We start from the raw sequence: 17,703 nt of genomic DNA, 5'->3' as shown, positions 1-17,703 counted from the left end.
GCCCCGCCTGACGGCCGCTCATCCCGCTGATCAAAGAGTTCTCGTCGCCGGCCGCCGCGGTCCACCCGTGGACCGGGACCGGCCGGGTTCCCGCGTGGCGCGGGACCCCGGCCGGGGCGGTCAGGCGGCGCTGACGGTCAGGGACTCCTTGGTGTCGGCCAGGTCGACCTTGACCGTGTCGCCGTCGCGGATCTGGCCGGCCAGCAGCGCCTTGGCGAGCTGGTCGCCGATCGCCGACTGGACCAGCCGGCGCAGCGGGCGGGCCCCGTAGATCGGGTCGTACCCGTGCTCGGCGAGCCACGTCCGGGCCGCCTCGGTGATCTCCAGTCCGAGCCGGCGGTCGGCCAGCCGGCGGCGCATCCGCATCAGTTGGATGTCCACGATGGCCCGCAGGTCGTCGCCCCGGAGGGCGGCGAACACCACGATGTCGTCGAGGCGGTTGAGGAACTCCGGCTTGAAGTGCGACCGGACCACCGCGAGGACCCCTTCCCGGCGCTGCTCCTCGGCCAGTGTCAGGTCGCTGATCACCGACGACCCGAGGTTGGAGGTGAGGATCAGGATCGCGTTGCGGAAGTCCACGGTGCGGCCCTGGCCGTCGGTGAGCCGGCCGTCGTCGAGCACCTGGAGCAGCACGTCGAAGACGTCCGGGTGGGCCTTCTCCACCTCGTCCAGCAGGACCACCGAGTACGGCCGGCGGCGCACCGCCTCGGTGAGCTGGCCGCCTTCCTCGTAGCCGACGTAGCCGGGCGGGGCACCGACCAGGCGGGCGACGGAGTGTTTCTCGCCGTACTCGCTCATGTCGATGCGGACCATGGCCCGCTCGTCGTCGAAGAGGAACTCGGCGAGCGCCTTGGCCAGCTCGGTCTTGCCGACGCCGGTCGGGCCGAGGAAGAGGAAGCTGCCGGTCGGGCGGTCCGGGTCGGCGACGCCGGCCCGGGCTCGGCGGACCGCGTCGGAGACCGCGGCGACCGCCTCGGACTGGCCGACCACGCGGGACCGCAGCGACTCCTCCATCCGGAGCAGCTTGGCGGTCTCGCCCTCCAGCAGCCGGCCGGCGGGGATGCCGGTCCAGGAGGCGACCACGGCGGCGATGTCGTCCGCCCCGACCTCCTCCTTGAGCATCGCGCCGTCGGCCTGGAGCCGGGCCAGCTCCTCCTCGGCCTGCGTCAGCTCGGCCTTGAGCGCGGGGATCCGGCCGTACCGCAGCTCGGCGGCGCGTTCCAGCTCGCCGTCGCGCTCGGCCCGCTCGGCCTCGCCGCCGAGCCGCTCCAGCTCCTCCTTGGCGGTGGAGAGCTTGGTGATGTGGCTCTTCTCCAGCTGCCAGCGCTCGGAGAGCGCGGTGAGCTGCTCCCGCTTGTCGGCCAGCTCCTTGCGCAGCCGCTCCAGCCGCTCGGCGGAAGCGGCGTCGGGCTCCTTGGCCAGCGCCATCTCCTCGATCTCGAGCCGGCGCACCGCCCGCTCGATCTCGTCCACCTCGACCGGCCGGGAGTCGATTTCCATCCGGAGCCGGGACGCGGACTCGTCAACCAGGTCGATCGCCTTGTCCGGCAGGAACCGGTCGGTGATGTAGCGGTCCGACAGGGAGGCGGCGGCGACCAGCGCGGCGTCGGTGATCCGTACGCCGTGGTGCACCTCGTAGCGCTCCTTGAGGCCGCGCAGGATGCCGATGGTGTCCTCGATGGTGGGCTCGCCGACCAGCACCGGCTGGAAGCGGCGCTCCAGCGCCGGGTCCTTCTCGATGTGCTCGCGGTACTCGTCGAGCGTGGTCGCACCGACCATCCGCAGCTCGCCGCGGGCCAGCATCGGCTTGAGCATGTTGCCGGCGTCCATCGAGCCCTCGCCCTTGCCGGCGCCGACGACGGTGTGCAGCTCGTCGAGGAAGGTGATGACCTGGCCGTTGGAGTTCTTGATCTCCTCCAGCACGGACTTCAGCCGCTCCTCGAACTGGCCGCGGTACTGCGCGCCGGCCACCATCGCGCCGAGGTCCAGCGAGACCAGCTTCTTGTCCCGCAGCGACTCGGGCACGTCCCCGGCGACGATGCGCTGGGCGAGGCCCTCGACGATGGCGGTCTTGCCGACGCCGGGCTCACCGATCAGCACCGGGTTGTTCTTGGTTCGCCGGGAGAGCACCTGGATCACCCGGCGGATCTCCGAGTCGCGCCCGATGACCGGGTCGATCTTCCCGTCGCGGGCGCTGGCGGTCAGGTCCACGCCGTACTTGGCCAGGGCCTGGTAGGTCTGCTCCGGGTCGGCGGTGGTGACCCGCCGGTCGCCGCCCCGGACCGTGGGGAAGGCTGCGACCAGGTTCTCCTCGGTGGCGCCGGCGTTCTTCAGCGCGACGGAGACCGCGCCACCCACCCGGGCCAGGCCGGCGAGCAGGTGCTCGGTGGAGGTGTACTCGTCGCCCAGCGGCCGGGCGATCTGCTCGGCGGCGCCGATGGCGTTGACGAACTCGCGGGCCAGGGTCGGCTCGGCGATGCTGGATCCGCGCGCGGCGGGCAGGGCGTCGACCGCGCGCTGGGCGGCCTGGCGCAGTCCGGCCGGGTCGGCGCCGACGGCGCGCAGCAGGCCGGCGGCGGTCGAACCCTCGGTGTCCAGCAGCGACAGCAGCAGGTGCCAGGGCTCCACGGTGGCGTGACCGCGCTGGTTCGCCAGCGCGACGGCACCGGTGATGGTTTCGCGGCTCTTGGTGGTGAGTCGTTCCGTGTTCATGGGCTCCCCCGGATCGGCGTGTCCACTAGGAAGGACACAACCAGAGTTGAGTCTATTCCGCTCAACTCCACGGGTGTGACGCCGATCACTATCGGATCATGACGCCGGTCCGGATGGAGGGCACGCGGCCTTTGGAGCTGAGTCGTTCAGGCCATCACCGACCCGGCCGCCGGGGCAAGCGTGCGGTGCAGGGTGCCTCGTGGTCGGCGCGCAGGACGCAACGCCGGCCGCCGTCGAGCTTGCGGTCGCAGAACACCCAGTGGCGTACGCACTGGTTGTCCTCGGTCGAGACGCTGATCCCGCCGAGGTCCACGGCGGCGAGGAAGGCCAGCGACCGGCCCGCCGTCCGGCCGAGCATCTTCGCCCGAGCCAGGTCAGCCGCGCGCACCGGCAGGTGGATGACGTACCGCCCGGTCACGAACGCCTGGCCAGGTCACGCATGGCGGAAGCCTGGCGGGACTGCCACTCGCGGAGCGCGCCCTTGATCCGGGCCACCTCGTCCCGGTTCCGAGCAACCTCGGCGTACGCGGCAGCGAGGTCACCGGCCACCCGTTCGAGGAACGCGGCGACCTCGACCGGATCCAGGCCCTTCCTGCGGGTCGCGAACGTCCGACTCCGCACCTGCCACGGCCGCAGCGGGAGGTACGACTTGGAACGGTATGCGCCGCCGGGCGGCTGGTTGGATGGACCTGGTCTCGTCACCGGGCCGGCTTTACGCCGCAGCAGTGGACGTAGCAGGTTGCGCACGATGATTCGGTCCCTTCTTCCGATTCACCTGCGAGGGCAGCGGGAGGGCACGACTGGCCCCGCCCGTGACCAGTCGTGCCGGTGGCGGTGCCAACCGGGGGGCCGGTTTGCCTACCAGGCGTTCCGCCGAAGGCATCCGCATAGGCAACATACAATGCAAAGCATGCAATGACAAGGAGTGACCATGCTAGGCACGCGAAGTGTTGGCTGAGCGGTCTCGCGCGTGGGAAGATCTTGGGGCCTACCAGGAGTCGCCGCCATGCCCCGAGTTTCCGACCGCCAGCGAATCGCACAGGACATCAGAGACAAGATCGCCTCGGGCGAGTACGCCCCGGGCGACAAGCTCCCGTCCCTGCGTGAGCTGATCGCACACTACGGAGTCTCCGCGGAGCCGGTCCGCTCGGCGCTGTTGATTCTGCAAGCGGAAGGCCTGGTCGAGGGTCACCAGGGCAAAGGCATCTACGTCACTCCCCGGGACCCTGCTTCCTGATCTCGGCGCTCGGACTGACGGCGCAAGCGATTCAGCTTCAAAGGAAGCCACCACCCAAAAGTTGCCCCGAGCCCGCCGTCGAGCTGCCATCGGTCAGCGGGACCTCCGTCAGCTCCCGGTCAGGATCAACCTGATCCACCGCCGGTGCCCGACCGGCCCCACGGCCAGCACGATCTCGTCCGACGCGCGGGCCAGCAGCGTCCCGTCGCTCAACAGGTGCAGGTGGTGCTCCGGCCCGACCGGCCAGGCCACCTCCTCGTACCGGCCGTCGACCACGATGCCCACCCCGTCCGGCCCGGTCACCGCCACCCGCCCGGCACCCACCGGCACCGCCGACCGGATCCGGTCCGGGTGGCCGTCCGCCGGGACCGGCTGCCACCGGCCCAGCCAGCGCCACAGCGCCGGGAAGCGGGTCCGGTCCGGCCGCTCCCCGACCAGCCACAGCTCACCGTCGGGCGCGCGCACCGGGCGGACCACGCCGACCGCGCCCTCCGGCGCCGGCACCGCCGTCCGCTGCCAACTACCGCCGTGGTCGGCCGAGACCGCCGCGTACGGGCGGCCGGCGTCGTCCGCACCGGCCGCCACCAGCAGGGCACCGGCGTCGGCCACGTCCTGTACCCGGGGCAGGCCGGGCTGGACGGGCAGCGGGCGCAGCCGCCGACCGTCCCACCGGGCCACCCGGCCGCCACCCTCGTCGGTCACCTGGAACCGGCCGTCCGGCCCGGTCAGCCCGGGCGGCGGCGCGATCCCCGGGTAGTGGGTGAAGGTGGCGCCGCCGTCGGTCGAGGCGTACCAGCCGAACGGCTCGGCACCCAGGACCAGCAGGCCGTTCGGGGCGTAGAGCTGCTGGTCCTCGGCCACCGGGCGGGGATGCGGCAGCGCCCGCCAGGACCGGCCACCGTCCCGGGAGGCGAAGAGCAGCGCCGGGCACTGCCGCCCCGGCGGCCGGCCGTCGCAGGTGGCGAAGAGGGCGTACGCCTGCTCGGCGTCGACGAACTCGACGTGCGGCGGGTCGTACCGCTCGGCGACGGCGACCGCGACGTGGCGTACCTCGTCGACGTCGGCGACCGGTCGCGGCGCCGGCGCGGCGCCGGCCGGCCGGGGCGACGTGGACGCCCGGCTCGGCGGCGGCCGGCGGACGTCTCCGATCGAGCAGCTGACCAGGGCGGGCAGGAGCAGCAAGAAGATCATCTTGCGACTTGTTCGCCGGTCCATGACGCCTCCAACGGAGGGTACCCTCACCTGGGTGCGAGTACGTGTCGAACAGACTGCCCTACCGGGGATCGGCGTACGTCACGATCTGATGACGGAATCCGGCCGCCGGCTCGGCGTGGTCTCCCACCGCAGTGGCCGCCGGGACCTGGTCCTCTACGACCCGGACGATCCCGACTCCTGTCAGCACGACATCCCGCTGACCGACGACGAGGCGGAGGCGCTGGCCGACATCCTCGGCGCGTCGCTGATGCTCAGCCAGCTCTCCGGGCTGCGCGAGCAGGCCGCCGGGCTGCTCACCGAGCAGATCGCGATCCCGGCCGGCACCCGGTACGTCAACAAGCGGCTGGGCGACACCCAGGCCCGGACCCGCACCGGCGCGTCCATCGTGGCCGTGCTCCGGGACGGCGAGGTGATCGTCTCGCCCGATCCCACCTTCCGCTTCGCCGCCGGTGACGTGGTGGTCGTGGTCGGCACCCGGCAGGGGCTCGACGGGGTGACCGCGATCCTCGCCGAGACGGACCCGGACGGCTGAGGCGCGGATGCACGAAACCACGACTCTGCTCGTCGAGGTCGGCGCGCTGCTGCTGCTGCTCGGCCTGCTCGGCCGGCTCAGCCGTCGGGTCGGCGTCTCGCCCATCCCCCTCTACCTGCTCGCCGGGCTCGCCTTCGGCCACGGCGGCCTGCTGCCGCTGAACGCCAGCGAGGAGTTCTTCGCGGTCGGCGCGGAGATCGGCGTGATCCTGCTGCTGGTCATGCTCGGCCTCGAGTACAGCGCCAACGAACTGGTGGGCAACCTCCGTTCGGCGGCCCCGGCCGGCCTGATCGACGCGGTGCTCAACGCGCTGCCCGGGTTCGCCTTCGCCCTCCTGCTCGGCTGGGGCTGGGTGGCCGGCGCGGTGCTCGCCGGGGTCACCTGGGTCTCCTCCTCCGGCGTGATCGCCAAGGTGCTCGGCGACCTCGGTCGGATCGGAAACCGGGAGACCCCGGTGATCCTCTCCGTGCTGGTCATCGAGGACCTGGCGATGGCTTTCTACCTGCCGCTGGTGACCGCGCTGCTCGCCGGGGTCAGCCTGGTCGAAGGCGGTATCGGGCTCGCCGTCGCGGTGCTCACCGTGGTCGTCGTGCTGGCCGTCGCCATCCGGTACGGGAACCTGATCTCCGCGGCGCTGTCGGCGAAGGACCCGGAGGCGCTGCTGCTCGGGGTGCTCGGCCTGACCCTGCTGGTCGCCGGCATCGCGGCCAAGCTCCAGGTCTCCGCCGCGGTCGGCGCGTTCCTGGTCGGCATCGCCCTCTCCGGCCCGGTGGCGCACCACGCGACCGAACTGCTCTCCCCGCTGCGGGACCTCTTCGCCGCGGTGTTCTTCGTCTTCTTCGGGCTGGTCACCGACCCGCTGGACATGCCGCCGGTGCTGCTGCCCGCCCTGGCGCTGGCCGTGGTCACCATGGGCACGAAGCTGCTCACCGGCTGGCTGGCCGCCCGCCGGGCGGGGATCGCCGAGCCCGGTCGCTGGCGGGCCGGCTTCGCGCTCACCCCGCGCGGCGAGTTCTCCATCGTCATCGCCGGCCTCGCCGTCGCCGCCGCGTACCCGGTCGAACCGAAGCTGGCCGCGCTCGCCACGGCGTACGTGCTGATCACCGTGGTGACCGGGCCGATGCTGGCCCGGCTGCCCGACATGCCCTGGTTCAAGCGCTGGCTGCGCCGGCGCGGCGCCGCCCGGCCACGCGTGCCGCCGGGAATCGCGGACTGACCGCCGCCGGGCCGGGTCCACCGTACGGTGGACCCGGCCCGGCAATCGGTTGCCGAATTGATTCCGGGAAGGTCTACCGCTGACCTGCGCAACCGCGTTACCGTGTCGCCCCAGCAGCCAGGGTCCGCGGGTGCCAAAGCCCCCGCCGGCGAAAGCGGAAGGTTGGCCGGTGAGCGTGCAGGAAGAGACGTTTCACGGCTTCGCCAACCCCGTCGACCCGTCGCCGACGGAGCTCCGGGCGTGGGCGTACCACCCGGACTCCGTACCGCTGACCTCGATGCCGCAGGACTGGGACCTGCTGGTCGCCGGCGACCACCTGGTGCAGACGCTCTTCGAGCTGGCCATGGACCCGGCCTGCCCGGCCCGCCGGTTCGCCCTGCACTGCCTCTACATCTACGCGGCCGACGGCATCCGGACGAACTTCCGGGCCCACCCGAAGCGCCGCTTCCGCAAACTGGTCGAGCAGGCCGAACGGGCCGGCGACGAACTGATGCGCAACTGGGCGCACAACAGCCGGGTGCTGCTCGCCCGGCCGGACCTCTTCGTCTACCGCGACTGGTGCGAAGGCGGCCTGGTCCGCGAGAACCGGCGCCTCTAGGCCGCTCCCGACCCCGAGGCCGCAGCCGCATCGGGCCGGTCCAGCGAGCTGTGTCTCAGGCGGTCACGTCCTGCCGGCCCCAGCGGCCGGGCACGTTGCGCAACACCAGGCGGCCGATCCCGTCCGGCAGGGCGGGGCGGCTGGTCAGTTGGTCGCCGACCGGTTCGAGCCCGAGCATCGCCCGCAGCAGCAGGAGCGGCGTTCCGGCGCTCCACGCCTGTGGACTGCATGCGGTGGGGTACTCCACGGGGTAGCGGGTCAGATCGCGTTCGTAGCCGCCAAACGCCTCGGGCAGCCGACCGTCGAAGAAGCCGGCCGCCTCGATAATCGCGACCGCAATCCGTCCGGACTCCCGGTCGAAGCCGTAGCGGCGCAGCCCCCAGGCGACCAGACTGTTGTCGAACGGCCACACCGTGCCGATATGGTAGCCAATCGGGTTGTACCGGCGCTGGTTGGTGGCGAGGGTGCGTACGCCCCAGCCGGAGAAGAGCTCTGGGCTCATCAGGTGCTGCGCGACCCGTTCGGCGCGGGACTCGTCGACGATGCCACTCCACAGCAGGTGGCCGATGTTCGACGCAAGCCCGTCCACCTGGCCGCCGTTCGCATCGAGGGCGAGGGCGTAGTAGCCGTCTCGCTCGATCCAGAAGTCCCGGTTGAACCGTTCCTTGAGGTCGGCCGCCTCCCGTTCCAGTCGCTCGGCGTATGCGGGATCGCCCCAGAACTCCCGGGCCAGCCGGGCACCGCGGATCTTGGCATCGTAGGCGTAACCCTGGAGTTCACAGGTAGCCCGGGGGAAGCTGGGGAGCTGACCGTCCCGGTAGCAGATGCCGTCCCACGAGTCCTTCCAGCACTGGTTTTCCAGGCCCCGCGGGGCGCTGCGCCGCTGGTACCAGATGTAGCCGTTGCCCATCGCGTCGCCGTACGTGTCGATCCAGTCCAGCGCGGCTCGCGCTTCCCGCTCGAACCGGCGCACGAGAACGCCGTCCCCGGTCCACCGCTCGTACTCGTCCATGAGCACGACATAGAGCGGGGTGGCGTCCGCCGAGCCGTAGTACGGTGTGTGCGGCTCGTCCTCGAACGCAGCTTTCTCGCCGTAGCGGAACTCGTGCAGGATCTTCCCCGGCTCCTCGTCCCTGAAGTCGTCAAGTCGGCTGCCCTGCGGGACGGCGAGGGTGTAGATGGTTGCCTCCGCGAGCTGCGGGGCGAAGGGGAGCGCCTGAAAACTGGTGATGATGCTGTCCCGACCGAAGACGGTCATGAACCAGGGCAGGCCGGCGGCCGGCACGCTCAGCCCGGCGGAGACGAGTGGTGTGTAGCGGAGCGCGGCCAGGTCGACGATGCTGCGCCGGTACGTCCCGGTCAGCGACTCGTGGTCCGTCTCCAGGCGAGGGGCGTTGTCGAACCACAGCTTCAAGTCTTCGGCGAGGCTCGGCCTACGTCGGGGGACGCCACTCAGGCTGGCCCGTACGGTCTGTCCGTCCGGGCCGCGCATCGCCGCCCGCAGCGTCAGCTTCCACATCGTCTTCGGCTCAAGCCGCCCCGTGACGGTCAACCCGTCGAGGTCGACTTCGCTACGGCAGTTGCCCGGGCCCCTCCCGCTGCCGATGTCGCAGCTGACCACCACCTCACGATAGAAGCCCTCCCGCTGGTAGCCGAGGTACAGGCAGCCGTTTTCGAGCCGGGAGTGGTAGCCGCCCCTTTTCCTTAGGCGGCGCCGGATCTCGAAGATATCCGCGAAGTCGCTGGCCACGTCCAGGCGTACGACGAGATCGAGCGCCTCGTCGCCGTGGCTGATGATGGTCAGCTGGTCCTCGAACTCCTCGTTGATCGTCTGCTGACGAATGATCGACATGGTGGAGTCGAAGTCGTGGGTGGCGCCCGCCGGCGCGAGGAAGAACCGGGCCTGGAAGTACTGAAGATCATCCAGGGACAGGGAATAGAGCGACTTGCCGTTGATGGTCAGGCACCACTTCGACAGGAACCGGGTATCCCAGGAGAAAAGCCCGGTCGGAAAGGTCGGCGAGGCGTGCACATCCCCACGCCGGTCGGTGACGACGAAGGTGTTCCCGTCCAGAATGCGCACAAGGTCACTCACGCTCGTCCTCCGGGTGGGAGGTACGCAACCAGGTCGCGCGGGTCCCGGGCAGCCGCTGGGCCAGGAAACAGGCGCTCCAAGAACCGGAACAGTTCCACCCGGCCGGCAACGACGAGATCGCGTCTCAGCCATGCCGAGGTGAGGTTCCGCTCGCCCTGGGCTGCGGCATCCAGCAACGCCTTGTCGCCTCGGACGACGCAGTCCGCTGGGCGATCCTCCGGCGAGACAGTGATCTTGCCGAGTGAGATGTCGACGAACCAATGGTGGATCGCCCCGTTCGCAGCAAGCTCGAAGCGGATCGTGCCGGTGACCCTGCCAAGTCGTTGGGTGCCCGGACGGGTGGCCAACTCGTCCAGGAACTCCTCAATCGAGGCGGACATCGTCTCCCCGTTCGTCACTCGCGCCGGCGCCGGCTGAGGCCGACAGCTCAGCCGCCTGCCACCTTCCCGCAAAATACCCTCATCACACATATTCAGCCGATATCGTTCCACGCGGGCTGGCTGAGAAACCCGCGGAGCCCGGTGCCCGTCGGGCGGGTCGCGGCAGAGCATTACGGGAAACAGGAGCGATCATGGAGAAGGTGCTACTGATCACCGGCGATGCGGCGGAGTCGCTGGAGGTCTTGTACCCCTATCAGCGATTGATTGAGGAGGGGTACGACGTTCACATGGCTGCACCGGCCGCCAGGAAGCTCCAGTTCGTCATCCACGAGTTCGTCAAGGGCTTCGACACGTACGCCGAGAAGCCCGGATACGCCTTTCCGGCCGACATGGCGTTCGAGGACGTGAACCCGGCCGACTACATCGCCCTGGTCGTGCCCGGCGGCCGGGCCCCCGAGTACCTCCGTAACAACGAAGAATGCCTGCGGATCGTCCGGCATTTCGTTGAGGCGGACAAGCCGATCGCCCACCTCTGCCACGGCCCGCTCATCATGGCGGCCGCAGGGGCGCTCGACGGCCGGCGCGCCTCGGCCTACCCGGCGCTCGCGCCGGACATCAGGGCCGCCGGTGCAGAGTTCGTCGACACCGAGGCGCTGGTCGACGGCCTTCAAGTGTCCGGCCGGTCGTGGGCGGACAATCCGCCGTGGATGCGGGAGTTCATCCGAATCCTCCGGTCCCGGAGGTGACGAGGACGTCGCCCCCGCAGGCCGCCCAGCCGGCCCGCAGATCGGCAGCCACCTGAGCCGCCGAACCGAGCCGACGAACGGGCCGGGACCCCCCGTGGGTCCCGGCCCGCACGCCGACGGATCGTCAGCTGGTCGGTCCGCCCTGCTTCTTGCGCTGCTCGTCGGCTCTGGCCCGGTCGATGCCGTGGTCCACCTGGTCGGCGAAGCGCCCGTCCTTGATCTTGTCGGTGAAGCGGCCCTCGGTGACCTGGTCGAATCGCTCGCGGACGTTCTCGGCCACCTTCTCCAGCCGGTCCTCCGCCTGCTGTGCCACCTTCTTCGCCGATTTCGCCATGGCTCCCCCTGCCAGCTCGGCGTCCGGATTGACCTGGTTGGGCCTAATTCCGAGGCTAGCGGACGGGCCACCACCGCCGCCGACCTTTCCCCGAACCGCTCGCGGGGAACAGCCCGGAAACGAATCTTGGACAGCTGCCGTTCGTGGCGAACGGCAACTGCCCAAGATCGTGAACTCAGGTGAGCGTCCCGGTCAGCGGCCCGGGGTACGGCGGGGACGCCACACGACGAGCGCCGTGGAGGTGCGGTTGGTGGGCACGAGGTCGCCGCGCGGGAACCCACCCAGCGACTCCAGCTCGGCGATCCGGCGGTACGCGGCGTCCAACTCCGCCTCCAGCCGGGCCACCCGCTGCTGGGCCTCCTCCAGCAGCCGTTCCAGCCCGATGATCCGCTTGACCCCGGCCAGGTTGATCCCGTCGTCCTGACTGAGTCGCTGCACCTCGCGGAGCAGCACCACGTCCCGGACGCTGTACCGGCGCCCACCGCCCGCCGCCCGGCCGGCCTGCACCAGGCCCAGCCGGTCGTACTGGCGCAGGGTCTGCGGGTGCATCCCCGCCATCCGCGCCGCGACCGAGATCATCAGCACCTTGGCCTCGTAGGCAGGGTCACCCGAGCCGACGAACTCCTCCGACATCCCCGCTCACCTCCGCTGCCTTCCCACGCGTCAACTGAATCGACGCACCCGCGCCTCAAGATGTTCCCGCGCGGCCGGTGGGGTCTGCTCGGCGAACGCCTCCAGCGCCGCCCGCGCCTCGTCCGACACCGTCGCCGGGACCACCACGTCGAGAGTGACCAGCAGGTCACCGGCGCGGCCGTCCTTGCGTACGACGCCCTTGCCCCGGGCCCGCAGCACCCGACCGCTCGGAGTACCCGGCGGCACCCGCAGGGTCACCGTGCCGTCCAGGGTCGGCACCCGCAGATCGGTGCCGAGCACCGCCTCGGCGAACGTGATCGGCACGGTCAGGGTCAGGTCGTCCCCGGTGCGCCCGAACAGCTCGTCCGGGCGGACCTTGACCTGGACGAACAGGTCGCCCGCCGGGCCACCCCGTTCGCCCGGCTCACCCCGGCCGGCCAGCCGGATGCGCTGGCCGTCGGCCACCCCGGCGGGGAAGCGGACGTTCAGCGTCCGGGTCTTGGTCACCCCGCCGGTGCCGTGGCACTCCGGGCACTTCTCCTCGACGATCGTGCCGACGCCCTGGCAGTTGCGGCAGGGCTCGGAGAAGCTGAACGACCCCTGGTTGCGGGTGGTCACCCCGGCACCGTGGCAGACCGGGCAGGCCACCGGCGAGGTGCCGGGCTTCGCGCCGTTGCCGTGGCAGGTGTCGCAGACCCCGGGGGCGCGCAGCGTCAGCGGGAGGGTGACCCCGCGCACCGCGTCCTCGAAGTCCAGGGCCACCTCGGCCTCGACGTCCCGGCCCTTCGCGGGGCCCCGCGCGCGGGTCGCGCCACCGGCGCCCCCGCCGGTGAAGAGCGAGCTGAACAGGTCGCCGAGGCCACCGCCGGCACCGCCGAACCGGGCCTCGCCGCCGGCCGCCCCGCCGAACAGGTCGGAGACGTCGAACGGCACGCCACCCGGCTGGCCACCGCCGCGGGCGTTGCGGCGGAACGCGCCGGAGCCGAAGAGCGACCGCATCTCGTCGTACTCGCGGCGCTTCTTCTCGTCACCGAGCACGGCGTACGCCTCGGAGACGGCCTTGAACCGCTCCTCGGCCTTCGGATCACCGGGGTTGTGGTCCGGGTGCGACTCCCGGGCCAGCTTCCGGTACGACTTCTTGATCTCGTCCGAGGAGGCGGACTTCTCCACGCCCAGCGCGGCGTAGTAGTCCTTCTCGATCCAGTCCTTGGAACTCACCGGTCCACCCCCTTCCACGGGACGTACCCCGGTCGTCCCGCCCGCCCGGTGCGGGCGGGCGGGACGTCACGGGTCGGCACTACTCCGGGTCGGCGACCGCGACCAGGGCGGGCCGCAGCAGCCGTTCGCCGAGCTGGTAGCCCCGGCGCATGACCTGCACGCAGGTCGGTTCGGTCACGTCGGCGGAGGTCTGGTGGGCCACCGCCTCGTGCCGGGTCGGATCGAACGGGTCGCCCTGCTCGCCGAACGCGGTCAGCCCGAACTTGCCCAGCGCGGCGGTGAGCTGCTCGGCCACCGAGCCGAACGGCCCGACCAGGTCACCGTGCTCACGGGCCCGGTCCAGGTCGTCGAGGATCGGCAGCAGCGCGGTCAGCACCGAGCCGGTCGCCTGCTCCTGGACCAGGTTGCGGTCCCGGTCGACCCGCTTGCGGTAGTTGGCGTACTCCGCCGACACCCGCTGGACGTCCCTGGTCCGCTCGTCCAGCTCGGCCCGGAGCACGTCCAGCTCGGGCCCGGCCGGCACGGCCGCCGGAGCGGCCTCCTCGCTCGGCTCAGCCGGCGCGTCGACCACGGGCGGGCCGGAGACCGGGTCCTCGACCTCGATCTCGTCGACCACGACCTCGGTCTCCTCGACCAACCCCTCGGCCGGCACGTCGGACGCCGCGTCCGCCGCCGCGGCGTCGGACGCGGACTTCTCGGTGCTCTTGCCGATCTTGCGCTTGTCACGGATGACGACCCGCGGCTCGTCGCCGGTACCCTGCCCGGCGGTCGCGGAGCCACCCGGCGCCGACCCGGTGGAGTCCGGGTCGGCGGCTCGTGGCTTCTCCGTCATGCGGTTACCTCATCCCTCTGTGGTCGAGAACGTGTCCGGGACGGAACGTCACTTCTTGTCCTCGTCCACGATCTCCGCGTCGACCACGTCGTCGGCGCCGCCGGCCTGCGGGCCACCGGTCGCACCCGCGCCCGGCCCGGCCGCGCCCGGCTCGCCCGCCTCGCCCTGCTGCTGCGAGTAGAGCAGCGAGCCGGCCTGCTGAGAGACCTGGGCCAGCTTCTCGTGGGCCGCCTTGATCTTGTCGATGTCCTGGCCGCCGAGGGCGCTGCGCAGGTCGCCGAGAGCCTCGTTGAGCTGGTCGCGGTTCTCGCTGGGCAGCTTGTCGCCGCTCTCGGCGAGGAACTTCTCGGTCTGCCACTGGAGCGCCTCGGCCAGGTTGCGGGTCTCCGCCTCGTCACGCCGACGCTTGTCCTCCTCGGCGTGCTCCTCGGCGTCGCGGCGCATCCGCTCGATGTCGTCCTTCGGCAGCGACGAGCCGCCGGTGATCGTCATCTTCTGTTCCTTGCCGGTGCCCAGGTCCTTGGCGTGCACGTTCACGATGCCGTTGGCGTCGATGTCGAAGGTGACCTCGATCTGCGGCACGCCGCGCGGCGCCGGCGGGAGGCCGGTCAGCTCGAAGGTGCCGAGCTTCTTGTTGTAGGCCGCGATCTCCCGCTCGCCCTGGAACACCTGGATCAGCACCGACGGCTGGTTGTCGTCCGCCGTGGTGAAGACCTCGGAGCGCTTGGTCGGGATGGTGGTGTTGCGCTCGATCAGCTTGGTGAAGATGCCGCCCTTGGTCTCGATGCCCAGGCTCAGCGGGGTCACGTCGAGCAGCAGGACATCCTTGACCTCACCCTTGAGCACACCGGCCTGGAGGGCAGCACCGACGGCGACGACCTCGTCCGGGTTCACGCCCTTGTTGGGCTCCTTGCCGGTGAGCTGCTTGACCAGTTCGGTCACGGCCGGCATCCGGGTCGAGCCACCGACCAGGATGACGTGGTCGACGTCCGAGACCTTGATCCCGGCGTCCTTCACGGCCTGCTCGAACGGGCCCTTGCAGCGGTCCAGCAGGTCCTGCGTCATGCGCTGGAACTCGGCGCGGCTCAGGGTCACGTCGAGGTGCAGCGGGCCCGCCGAACCAGCGGTGATGTACGGCAGGTTGATGTTGGTGGTGGTGGCGGCGGACAGCTCGATCTTGGCCTTCTCCGCAGCCTCCTTGAGCCGCTGCATGGCCATCTTGTCCTGGGACAGGTCGATGCCGTGCTCGCCGCGGAAGGTCTTCACCAGGTGATCGATGATCCGCTGGTCCCAGTCGTCGCCACCGAGGTGGTTGTCACCGCTGGTGGACTTGACCTCGATGACGCCCTCGGCCAGCTCCAGCAGCGAGACGTCGAAGGTGCCGCCACCCAGGTCGAAGACCAGGACGGTCTGCTCCTTGGAACCCTTGTCGAGGCCGTACGCCAGGGCGGCCGCGGTCGGCTCGTTGACGATCCGCAGCACGTTGAAGCCGGCGATCTCACCGGCCTCCTTGGTGGCCTGGCGCTGGCCGTCGTTGAAGTAGGCGGGCACGGTGATCACCGCGTCGGTGATCTGCTCGCCCAGGTACGCCTCGGCGTCCCGCTTGAGCTTCATCAGCGTGCGGGCCGAGATCTCCTGCGGGGTGTACTTCTTGCCGTCGATGTCGACGGTCCAGTTGGTGCCGATCTCCCGCTTGACCGAGCGGATCGTCCGGTCGGGGTTGGTCACCGCCTGGCGCTTGGCGACCTCACCGACGAGCACCTCGCCGTTGCGGGCGAACGCGACGATCGAGGGGGTCGTCCGCGAGCCCTCAGCGTTGGCGATGACGGTGGGCTCACCGCCCTCGAGAACGCTGACGCAGGAGTTCGTCGTGCCGAGGTCGATGCCGACCGCACGTGCCATGTTCGCTTCCTCGCTTCGTAACGGTGAGCAGGTCAACGGGCCTGCCCGGCGGGTCGCCCGCAGCGACCGCACCACAAGTTGAGTGAACTTGACTCAATAGTGCCACGCCGTCGGCAAACCGCAAGTCGAGGTTGAGTCGACCCGACGCAACCTGACCGTTATTACCGTCCGGTTGTCTTACCTTGCGTCGGTCGGGCACGCTTTAGCGGTGACGACGCATGGCGATTCCGCCACCCGTTCCGGCGCGCCCGCCGTCGCAGCCCGCAGCGGATCCGCCACCGGGGACGACGACCGGCCCGCCACCAGCGCGGAGGGCCTGCCCGCCGCGCTCGTCGACCTGCGGGCCGCGATCGGGGCGGCCCGTTTCCCACTGGCCCTACCCTCGGCCGAGCCGGCCCGACGTACCGCCACCGGCCTCACCGACCAGCTCGACGACTACCTGCTGCCCCGGCTCGCCCGACTCGACGCTCCGCTGCTGGTGGTGGTCGGCGGGTCCACCGGTGCCGGCAAGTCGACGCTGGTCAACAGCCTGGTCCAGGCCCGGGTGAGCGCCGCCGGGGTGCTGCGCCCCACCACCCGCTCCCCGGTCCTGGTCTGCAACCCGGCCGACTCGGCCTGGTTCCGGCAGGGGGAACTGCTGCCCGGTCTCACCCGCACCAACGAGCCGAGCGACAAGCCCGGCACCCTGCACCTGGTCACCGCCCCCGCACTCCCGGCCGGGCTGGCCTTTCTCGACGCGCCCGACATCGACTCGGTGGTCGACGCCAACCGGGCGCTCGCCGGGCAACTGCTGGCCGCGGCCGACCTCTGGCTCTTCGTCACCACCGCCGCCCGGTACGCCGACGCCGTGCCGTGGGAGCTGCTGCGCAGCGCCCGGGCCCGGGGCACCGCGATCGCCATGGTCCTCGACCGGGTGCCCCCGGAGGCGGCCGACGAGATCGCCGCCCACCTGTCCGAGATGCTCGCCGCCCAGGACCTGGGCGCCGCGCCGCTCTTCGTGCTGCCGGAGACCTGGGTCGACGGGCAGGGGCTGCTCCCCGACCGGGTCACCGCCCCGCTGGGTGCCTGGTTCGGCCGGCTGGCGGCGGACGCCGAGGCCCGCTCGGCCGTGGTCCGGCAGACCCTGGACGGCGCGATCGGCGCCCTGCACCCCACCGTGGACGCGCTGGCCGACGCCGCCGACGAGCAGGTGGCGGCCGCCGACGCGCTGGACGAGCGGGTCCGGGCCGCGTACCGGGCGGCGGAGCGGACGGTCGACCACGGGCTCAAGGACGGTCGACTGCTCCGCGGCGAGGTGCTGGCCCGCTGGCAGGAGTTCGTCGGCACCGGCGAGTTCTTCCGCACCCTGGAGGCCCGGATCGGCCGGCTGCGGGACCGCATGGTCGCCGCGGTCACCGGCCGTCCCGCCCCCGCCGCCGAACTGCGGACCGCCATCGAGTCCCAGCTGGTCACCCTGCTACGCGGGGTGGCCACCGAGGCCGCGGAGAACGCGTACACCGGGTGGAAGGCGCACCCGGCCGGGGCGGCGCTGCTCGAACCGGAGCTGGCGCACGCCTCGGCGGACTTCGCCGAACGCGCCGAACGGATGGTCCGCGACTGGCAGCGCGGTGTGCTGGAGCTGGTCCGGGCCGAGGGCGGCGACCGCCGCTTCGTGGCCCGTACGGCCGCGTACGCGGTCAACGCGACCGGACTGGCCGTCATGATCGCGGTCTTCGCCTCCACCGCCTTCATCCCGACCGGGCTGGAGGTCGCCACCGGTGCCGGCACCACCGTGGCCGCCCAGGCGGTCCTCCAGGCGATCTTCGGCGACCAGGCGGTGCGGAACCTGGCCAGCAAGGCCCGGGAGGACCTGCTCGACCGGGTGACGACGCTGCTGGCGGAGGAGGCCGCCCGGTTCCTCGACCGGACCGGGGCCGCCCGTCCGGCCGCCGAGACCGGCGGGACGCTGCGCCGGGCCGCCGTCGAGGTGGAGAAGGCCCGGCACCGCAGCGGCCTGTCCGGCGCGGCCGGCGCGGCACTGCCCGCGGCCGACCAGGACGGTGGCCGGTGAGCA

17 protein-coding genes are annotated in these 17,703 nt (G+C 71.4%); 6 read left to right on the top strand and 11 right to left on the bottom strand.

The window, feature by feature from the left end:
* Nucleotides 1-120: 120 nt before the first annotated feature.
* The 3 genes from clpB to ACL02O_RS18090 all read right to left on the bottom strand — a co-directional run bounded on the left by clpB (nucleotide 121) and on the right by ACL02O_RS18090 (nucleotide 3,414).
* Nucleotides 121-2,712: an ATP-dependent chaperone ClpB gene (gene clpB, locus ACL02O_RS18100; RefSeq protein ID WP_412819262.1), complete on the bottom strand. Its 2,592-nt coding sequence runs from the start codon at nucleotides 2,710-2,712 to the stop codon at nucleotides 121-123.
* A 154-nt stretch (nucleotides 2,713-2,866) separates the two neighbouring features.
* On the bottom strand, nucleotides 2,867-3,130 hold the full coding sequence (locus ACL02O_RS18095; protein WP_412819261.1) for a hypothetical protein: 264 nt from the start codon (nucleotides 3,128-3,130) through the stop codon (nucleotides 2,867-2,869).
* Nucleotides 3,127-3,414: a DivIVA domain-containing protein gene (locus ACL02O_RS18090; protein WP_412819260.1), complete on the bottom strand. Its 288-nt coding sequence runs from the start codon at nucleotides 3,412-3,414 to the stop codon at nucleotides 3,127-3,129. Before ACL02O_RS18090 ends, ACL02O_RS18095 begins: the two co-directional genes overlap by 4 nt.
* A gap of 304 nt (nucleotides 3,415-3,718) precedes the next feature.
* On the opposite strand from ACL02O_RS18090, the gene ACL02O_RS18085 reads away from it, so the two are divergent.
* The gene (locus ACL02O_RS18085) at nucleotides 3,719-3,949 is read left to right on the top strand and encodes a winged helix-turn-helix domain-containing protein (protein ID WP_412819259.1); all 231 of its coding nucleotides are present in this window, start codon (nucleotides 3,719-3,721) and stop codon (nucleotides 3,947-3,949) included.
* 108 nt (nucleotides 3,950-4,057) lie between these two features.
* On the opposite strand, the gene ACL02O_RS18080 is transcribed toward ACL02O_RS18085, so the two are convergent.
* A complete protein-coding gene (locus tag ACL02O_RS18080) occupies nucleotides 4,058-5,140 on the bottom strand; it encodes a beta propeller repeat protein (RefSeq protein ID WP_412819258.1) in 1,083 nt (360 codons plus the stop codon).
* 55 nt (nucleotides 5,141-5,195) lie between these two features.
* Between ACL02O_RS18080 and ACL02O_RS18075 the strand changes: the two genes are divergently transcribed.
* The 3 genes from ACL02O_RS18075 to ACL02O_RS18065 all read left to right on the top strand — a co-directional run bounded on the left by ACL02O_RS18075 (nucleotide 5,196) and on the right by ACL02O_RS18065 (nucleotide 7,510).
* Nucleotides 5,196-5,696, top strand: coding sequence for a cation:proton antiporter regulatory subunit (locus ACL02O_RS18075; protein WP_412819257.1), 501 nt, complete (start codon nucleotides 5,196-5,198; stop codon nucleotides 5,694-5,696).
* A 7-nt stretch (nucleotides 5,697-5,703) separates the two neighbouring features.
* Complete coding sequence (locus tag ACL02O_RS18070) at nucleotides 5,704-6,912, top strand: cation:proton antiporter (RefSeq protein WP_412819256.1); 1,209 nt, start codon at nucleotides 5,704-5,706, stop codon at nucleotides 6,910-6,912.
* Nucleotides 6,913-7,081: 169 nt separating this feature from the next.
* A complete protein-coding gene (locus tag ACL02O_RS18065; protein WP_412819255.1) occupies nucleotides 7,082-7,510 on the top strand; it encodes a hypothetical protein in 429 nt (142 codons plus the stop codon).
* A 55-nt stretch (nucleotides 7,511-7,565) separates the two neighbouring features.
* On the opposite strand, the gene ACL02O_RS18060 is transcribed toward ACL02O_RS18065, so the two are convergent.
* Both ACL02O_RS18060 and ACL02O_RS18055 read right to left on the bottom strand, forming a co-directional pair.
* Entirely contained in the window at nucleotides 7,566-9,605 is a 2,040-nt protein-coding gene (locus tag ACL02O_RS18060; RefSeq protein WP_412819254.1) for an amylo-alpha-1,6-glucosidase, read from the bottom strand.
* The gene (locus ACL02O_RS18055; protein ID WP_412819253.1) at nucleotides 9,602-9,985 is read right to left on the bottom strand and encodes an SCP2 sterol-binding domain-containing protein; all 384 of its coding nucleotides are present in this window, start codon (nucleotides 9,983-9,985) and stop codon (nucleotides 9,602-9,604) included. The genes ACL02O_RS18060 and ACL02O_RS18055 overlap by 4 nt, the downstream gene beginning before the upstream one ends.
* 191 nt (nucleotides 9,986-10,176) lie before the next feature.
* Between ACL02O_RS18055 and ACL02O_RS18050 the strand changes: the two genes are divergently transcribed.
* Nucleotides 10,177-10,731, top strand: coding sequence for a DJ-1/PfpI family protein (locus ACL02O_RS18050; RefSeq protein WP_412819252.1), 555 nt, complete (start codon nucleotides 10,177-10,179; stop codon nucleotides 10,729-10,731).
* Nucleotides 10,732-10,855: 124 nt separating this feature from the next.
* Here ACL02O_RS18050 and ACL02O_RS18045 read toward each other — a convergent pair whose 3' ends face one another.
* The 5 genes from ACL02O_RS18045 to dnaK all read right to left on the bottom strand — a co-directional run bounded on the left by ACL02O_RS18045 (nucleotide 10,856) and on the right by dnaK (nucleotide 15,650).
* Nucleotides 10,856-11,065 carry a hypothetical protein gene (locus ACL02O_RS18045; RefSeq protein WP_412819251.1) on the bottom strand — a complete coding sequence of 70 codons (210 nt, stop codon included), beginning with the start codon at nucleotides 11,063-11,065 and terminating at the stop codon, nucleotides 10,856-10,858.
* A 192-nt stretch (nucleotides 11,066-11,257) separates the two neighbouring features.
* The gene (locus ACL02O_RS18040) at nucleotides 11,258-11,698 is read right to left on the bottom strand and encodes a heat shock protein transcriptional repressor HspR (RefSeq protein ID WP_412819250.1); all 441 of its coding nucleotides are present in this window, start codon (nucleotides 11,696-11,698) and stop codon (nucleotides 11,258-11,260) included.
* 30 nt (nucleotides 11,699-11,728) lie between these two features.
* The gene (gene dnaJ / locus ACL02O_RS18035; protein ID WP_412819249.1) at nucleotides 11,729-12,916 is read right to left on the bottom strand and encodes a molecular chaperone DnaJ; all 1,188 of its coding nucleotides are present in this window, start codon (nucleotides 12,914-12,916) and stop codon (nucleotides 11,729-11,731) included.
* A gap of 79 nt (nucleotides 12,917-12,995) precedes the next feature.
* Nucleotides 12,996-13,748 (bottom strand): nucleotide exchange factor GrpE, encoded by a 753-nt coding sequence (gene grpE, locus ACL02O_RS18030; protein ID WP_412819248.1) that lies wholly within the window; start codon nucleotides 13,746-13,748, stop codon nucleotides 12,996-12,998.
* 48 nt (nucleotides 13,749-13,796) lie between these two features.
* On the bottom strand, nucleotides 13,797-15,650 hold the full coding sequence (gene dnaK / locus ACL02O_RS18025) for a molecular chaperone DnaK (RefSeq protein ID WP_412819247.1): 1,854 nt from the start codon (nucleotides 15,648-15,650) through the stop codon (nucleotides 13,797-13,799).
* Nucleotides 15,651-15,858: 208 nt separating this feature from the next.
* On the opposite strand from dnaK, the gene ACL02O_RS18020 reads away from it, so the two are divergent.
* Entirely contained in the window at nucleotides 15,859-17,700 is a 1,842-nt protein-coding gene (locus ACL02O_RS18020) for an ABC transporter (protein WP_412819246.1), read from the top strand.
* The last annotated feature ends 3 nt before the right edge of the window (nucleotides 17,701-17,703 follow it).

Source organism: Micromonospora mangrovicola (assembly GCF_047200535.1).
In the GTDB taxonomy this organism is placed as follows: domain Bacteria; phylum Actinomycetota; class Actinomycetes; order Mycobacteriales; family Micromonosporaceae; genus Micromonospora.
Note: the sequence above shows the minus strand (reverse complement) of the source record. Positions and strands in the feature narration are given on the sequence as shown.

Bases quoted from the DNA above. Each gene is read 5' to 3' on its own strand.
- clpB (WP_412819262.1), bottom strand. From the start codon at position 2,712: ATGAACACGGAACGACTCACCACCAAGAGCCGCGAAACCATCACCGGT.
- ACL02O_RS18085 (WP_412819259.1), top strand. From the start codon at position 3,719: ATGCCCCGAGTTTCCGACCGCCAGCGAATCGCACAGGACATCAGAGAC.
- ACL02O_RS18080 (WP_412819258.1), bottom strand. From the start codon at position 5,140: ATGATCTTCTTGCTGCTCCTGCCCGCCCTGGTCAGCTGCTCGATCGGA.
- ACL02O_RS18070 (WP_412819256.1), top strand. From the start codon at position 5,704: ATGCACGAAACCACGACTCTGCTCGTCGAGGTCGGCGCGCTGCTGCTG.
- ACL02O_RS18055 (WP_412819253.1), bottom strand. From the start codon at position 9,985: ATGTCCGCCTCGATTGAGGAGTTCCTGGACGAGTTGGCCACCCGTCCG.
- ACL02O_RS18050 (WP_412819252.1), top strand. From the start codon at position 10,177: ATGGAGAAGGTGCTACTGATCACCGGCGATGCGGCGGAGTCGCTGGAG.
- ACL02O_RS18045 (WP_412819251.1), bottom strand. From the start codon at position 11,065: ATGGCGAAATCGGCGAAGAAGGTGGCACAGCAGGCGGAGGACCGGCTG.
- ACL02O_RS18040 (WP_412819250.1), bottom strand. From the start codon at position 11,698: ATGTCGGAGGAGTTCGTCGGCTCGGGTGACCCTGCCTACGAGGCCAAG.
- grpE (WP_412819248.1), bottom strand. From the start codon at position 13,748: ATGACGGAGAAGCCACGAGCCGCCGACCCGGACTCCACCGGGTCGGCG.
- dnaK (WP_412819247.1), bottom strand. From the start codon at position 15,650: ATGGCACGTGCGGTCGGCATCGACCTCGGCACGACGAACTCCTGCGTC.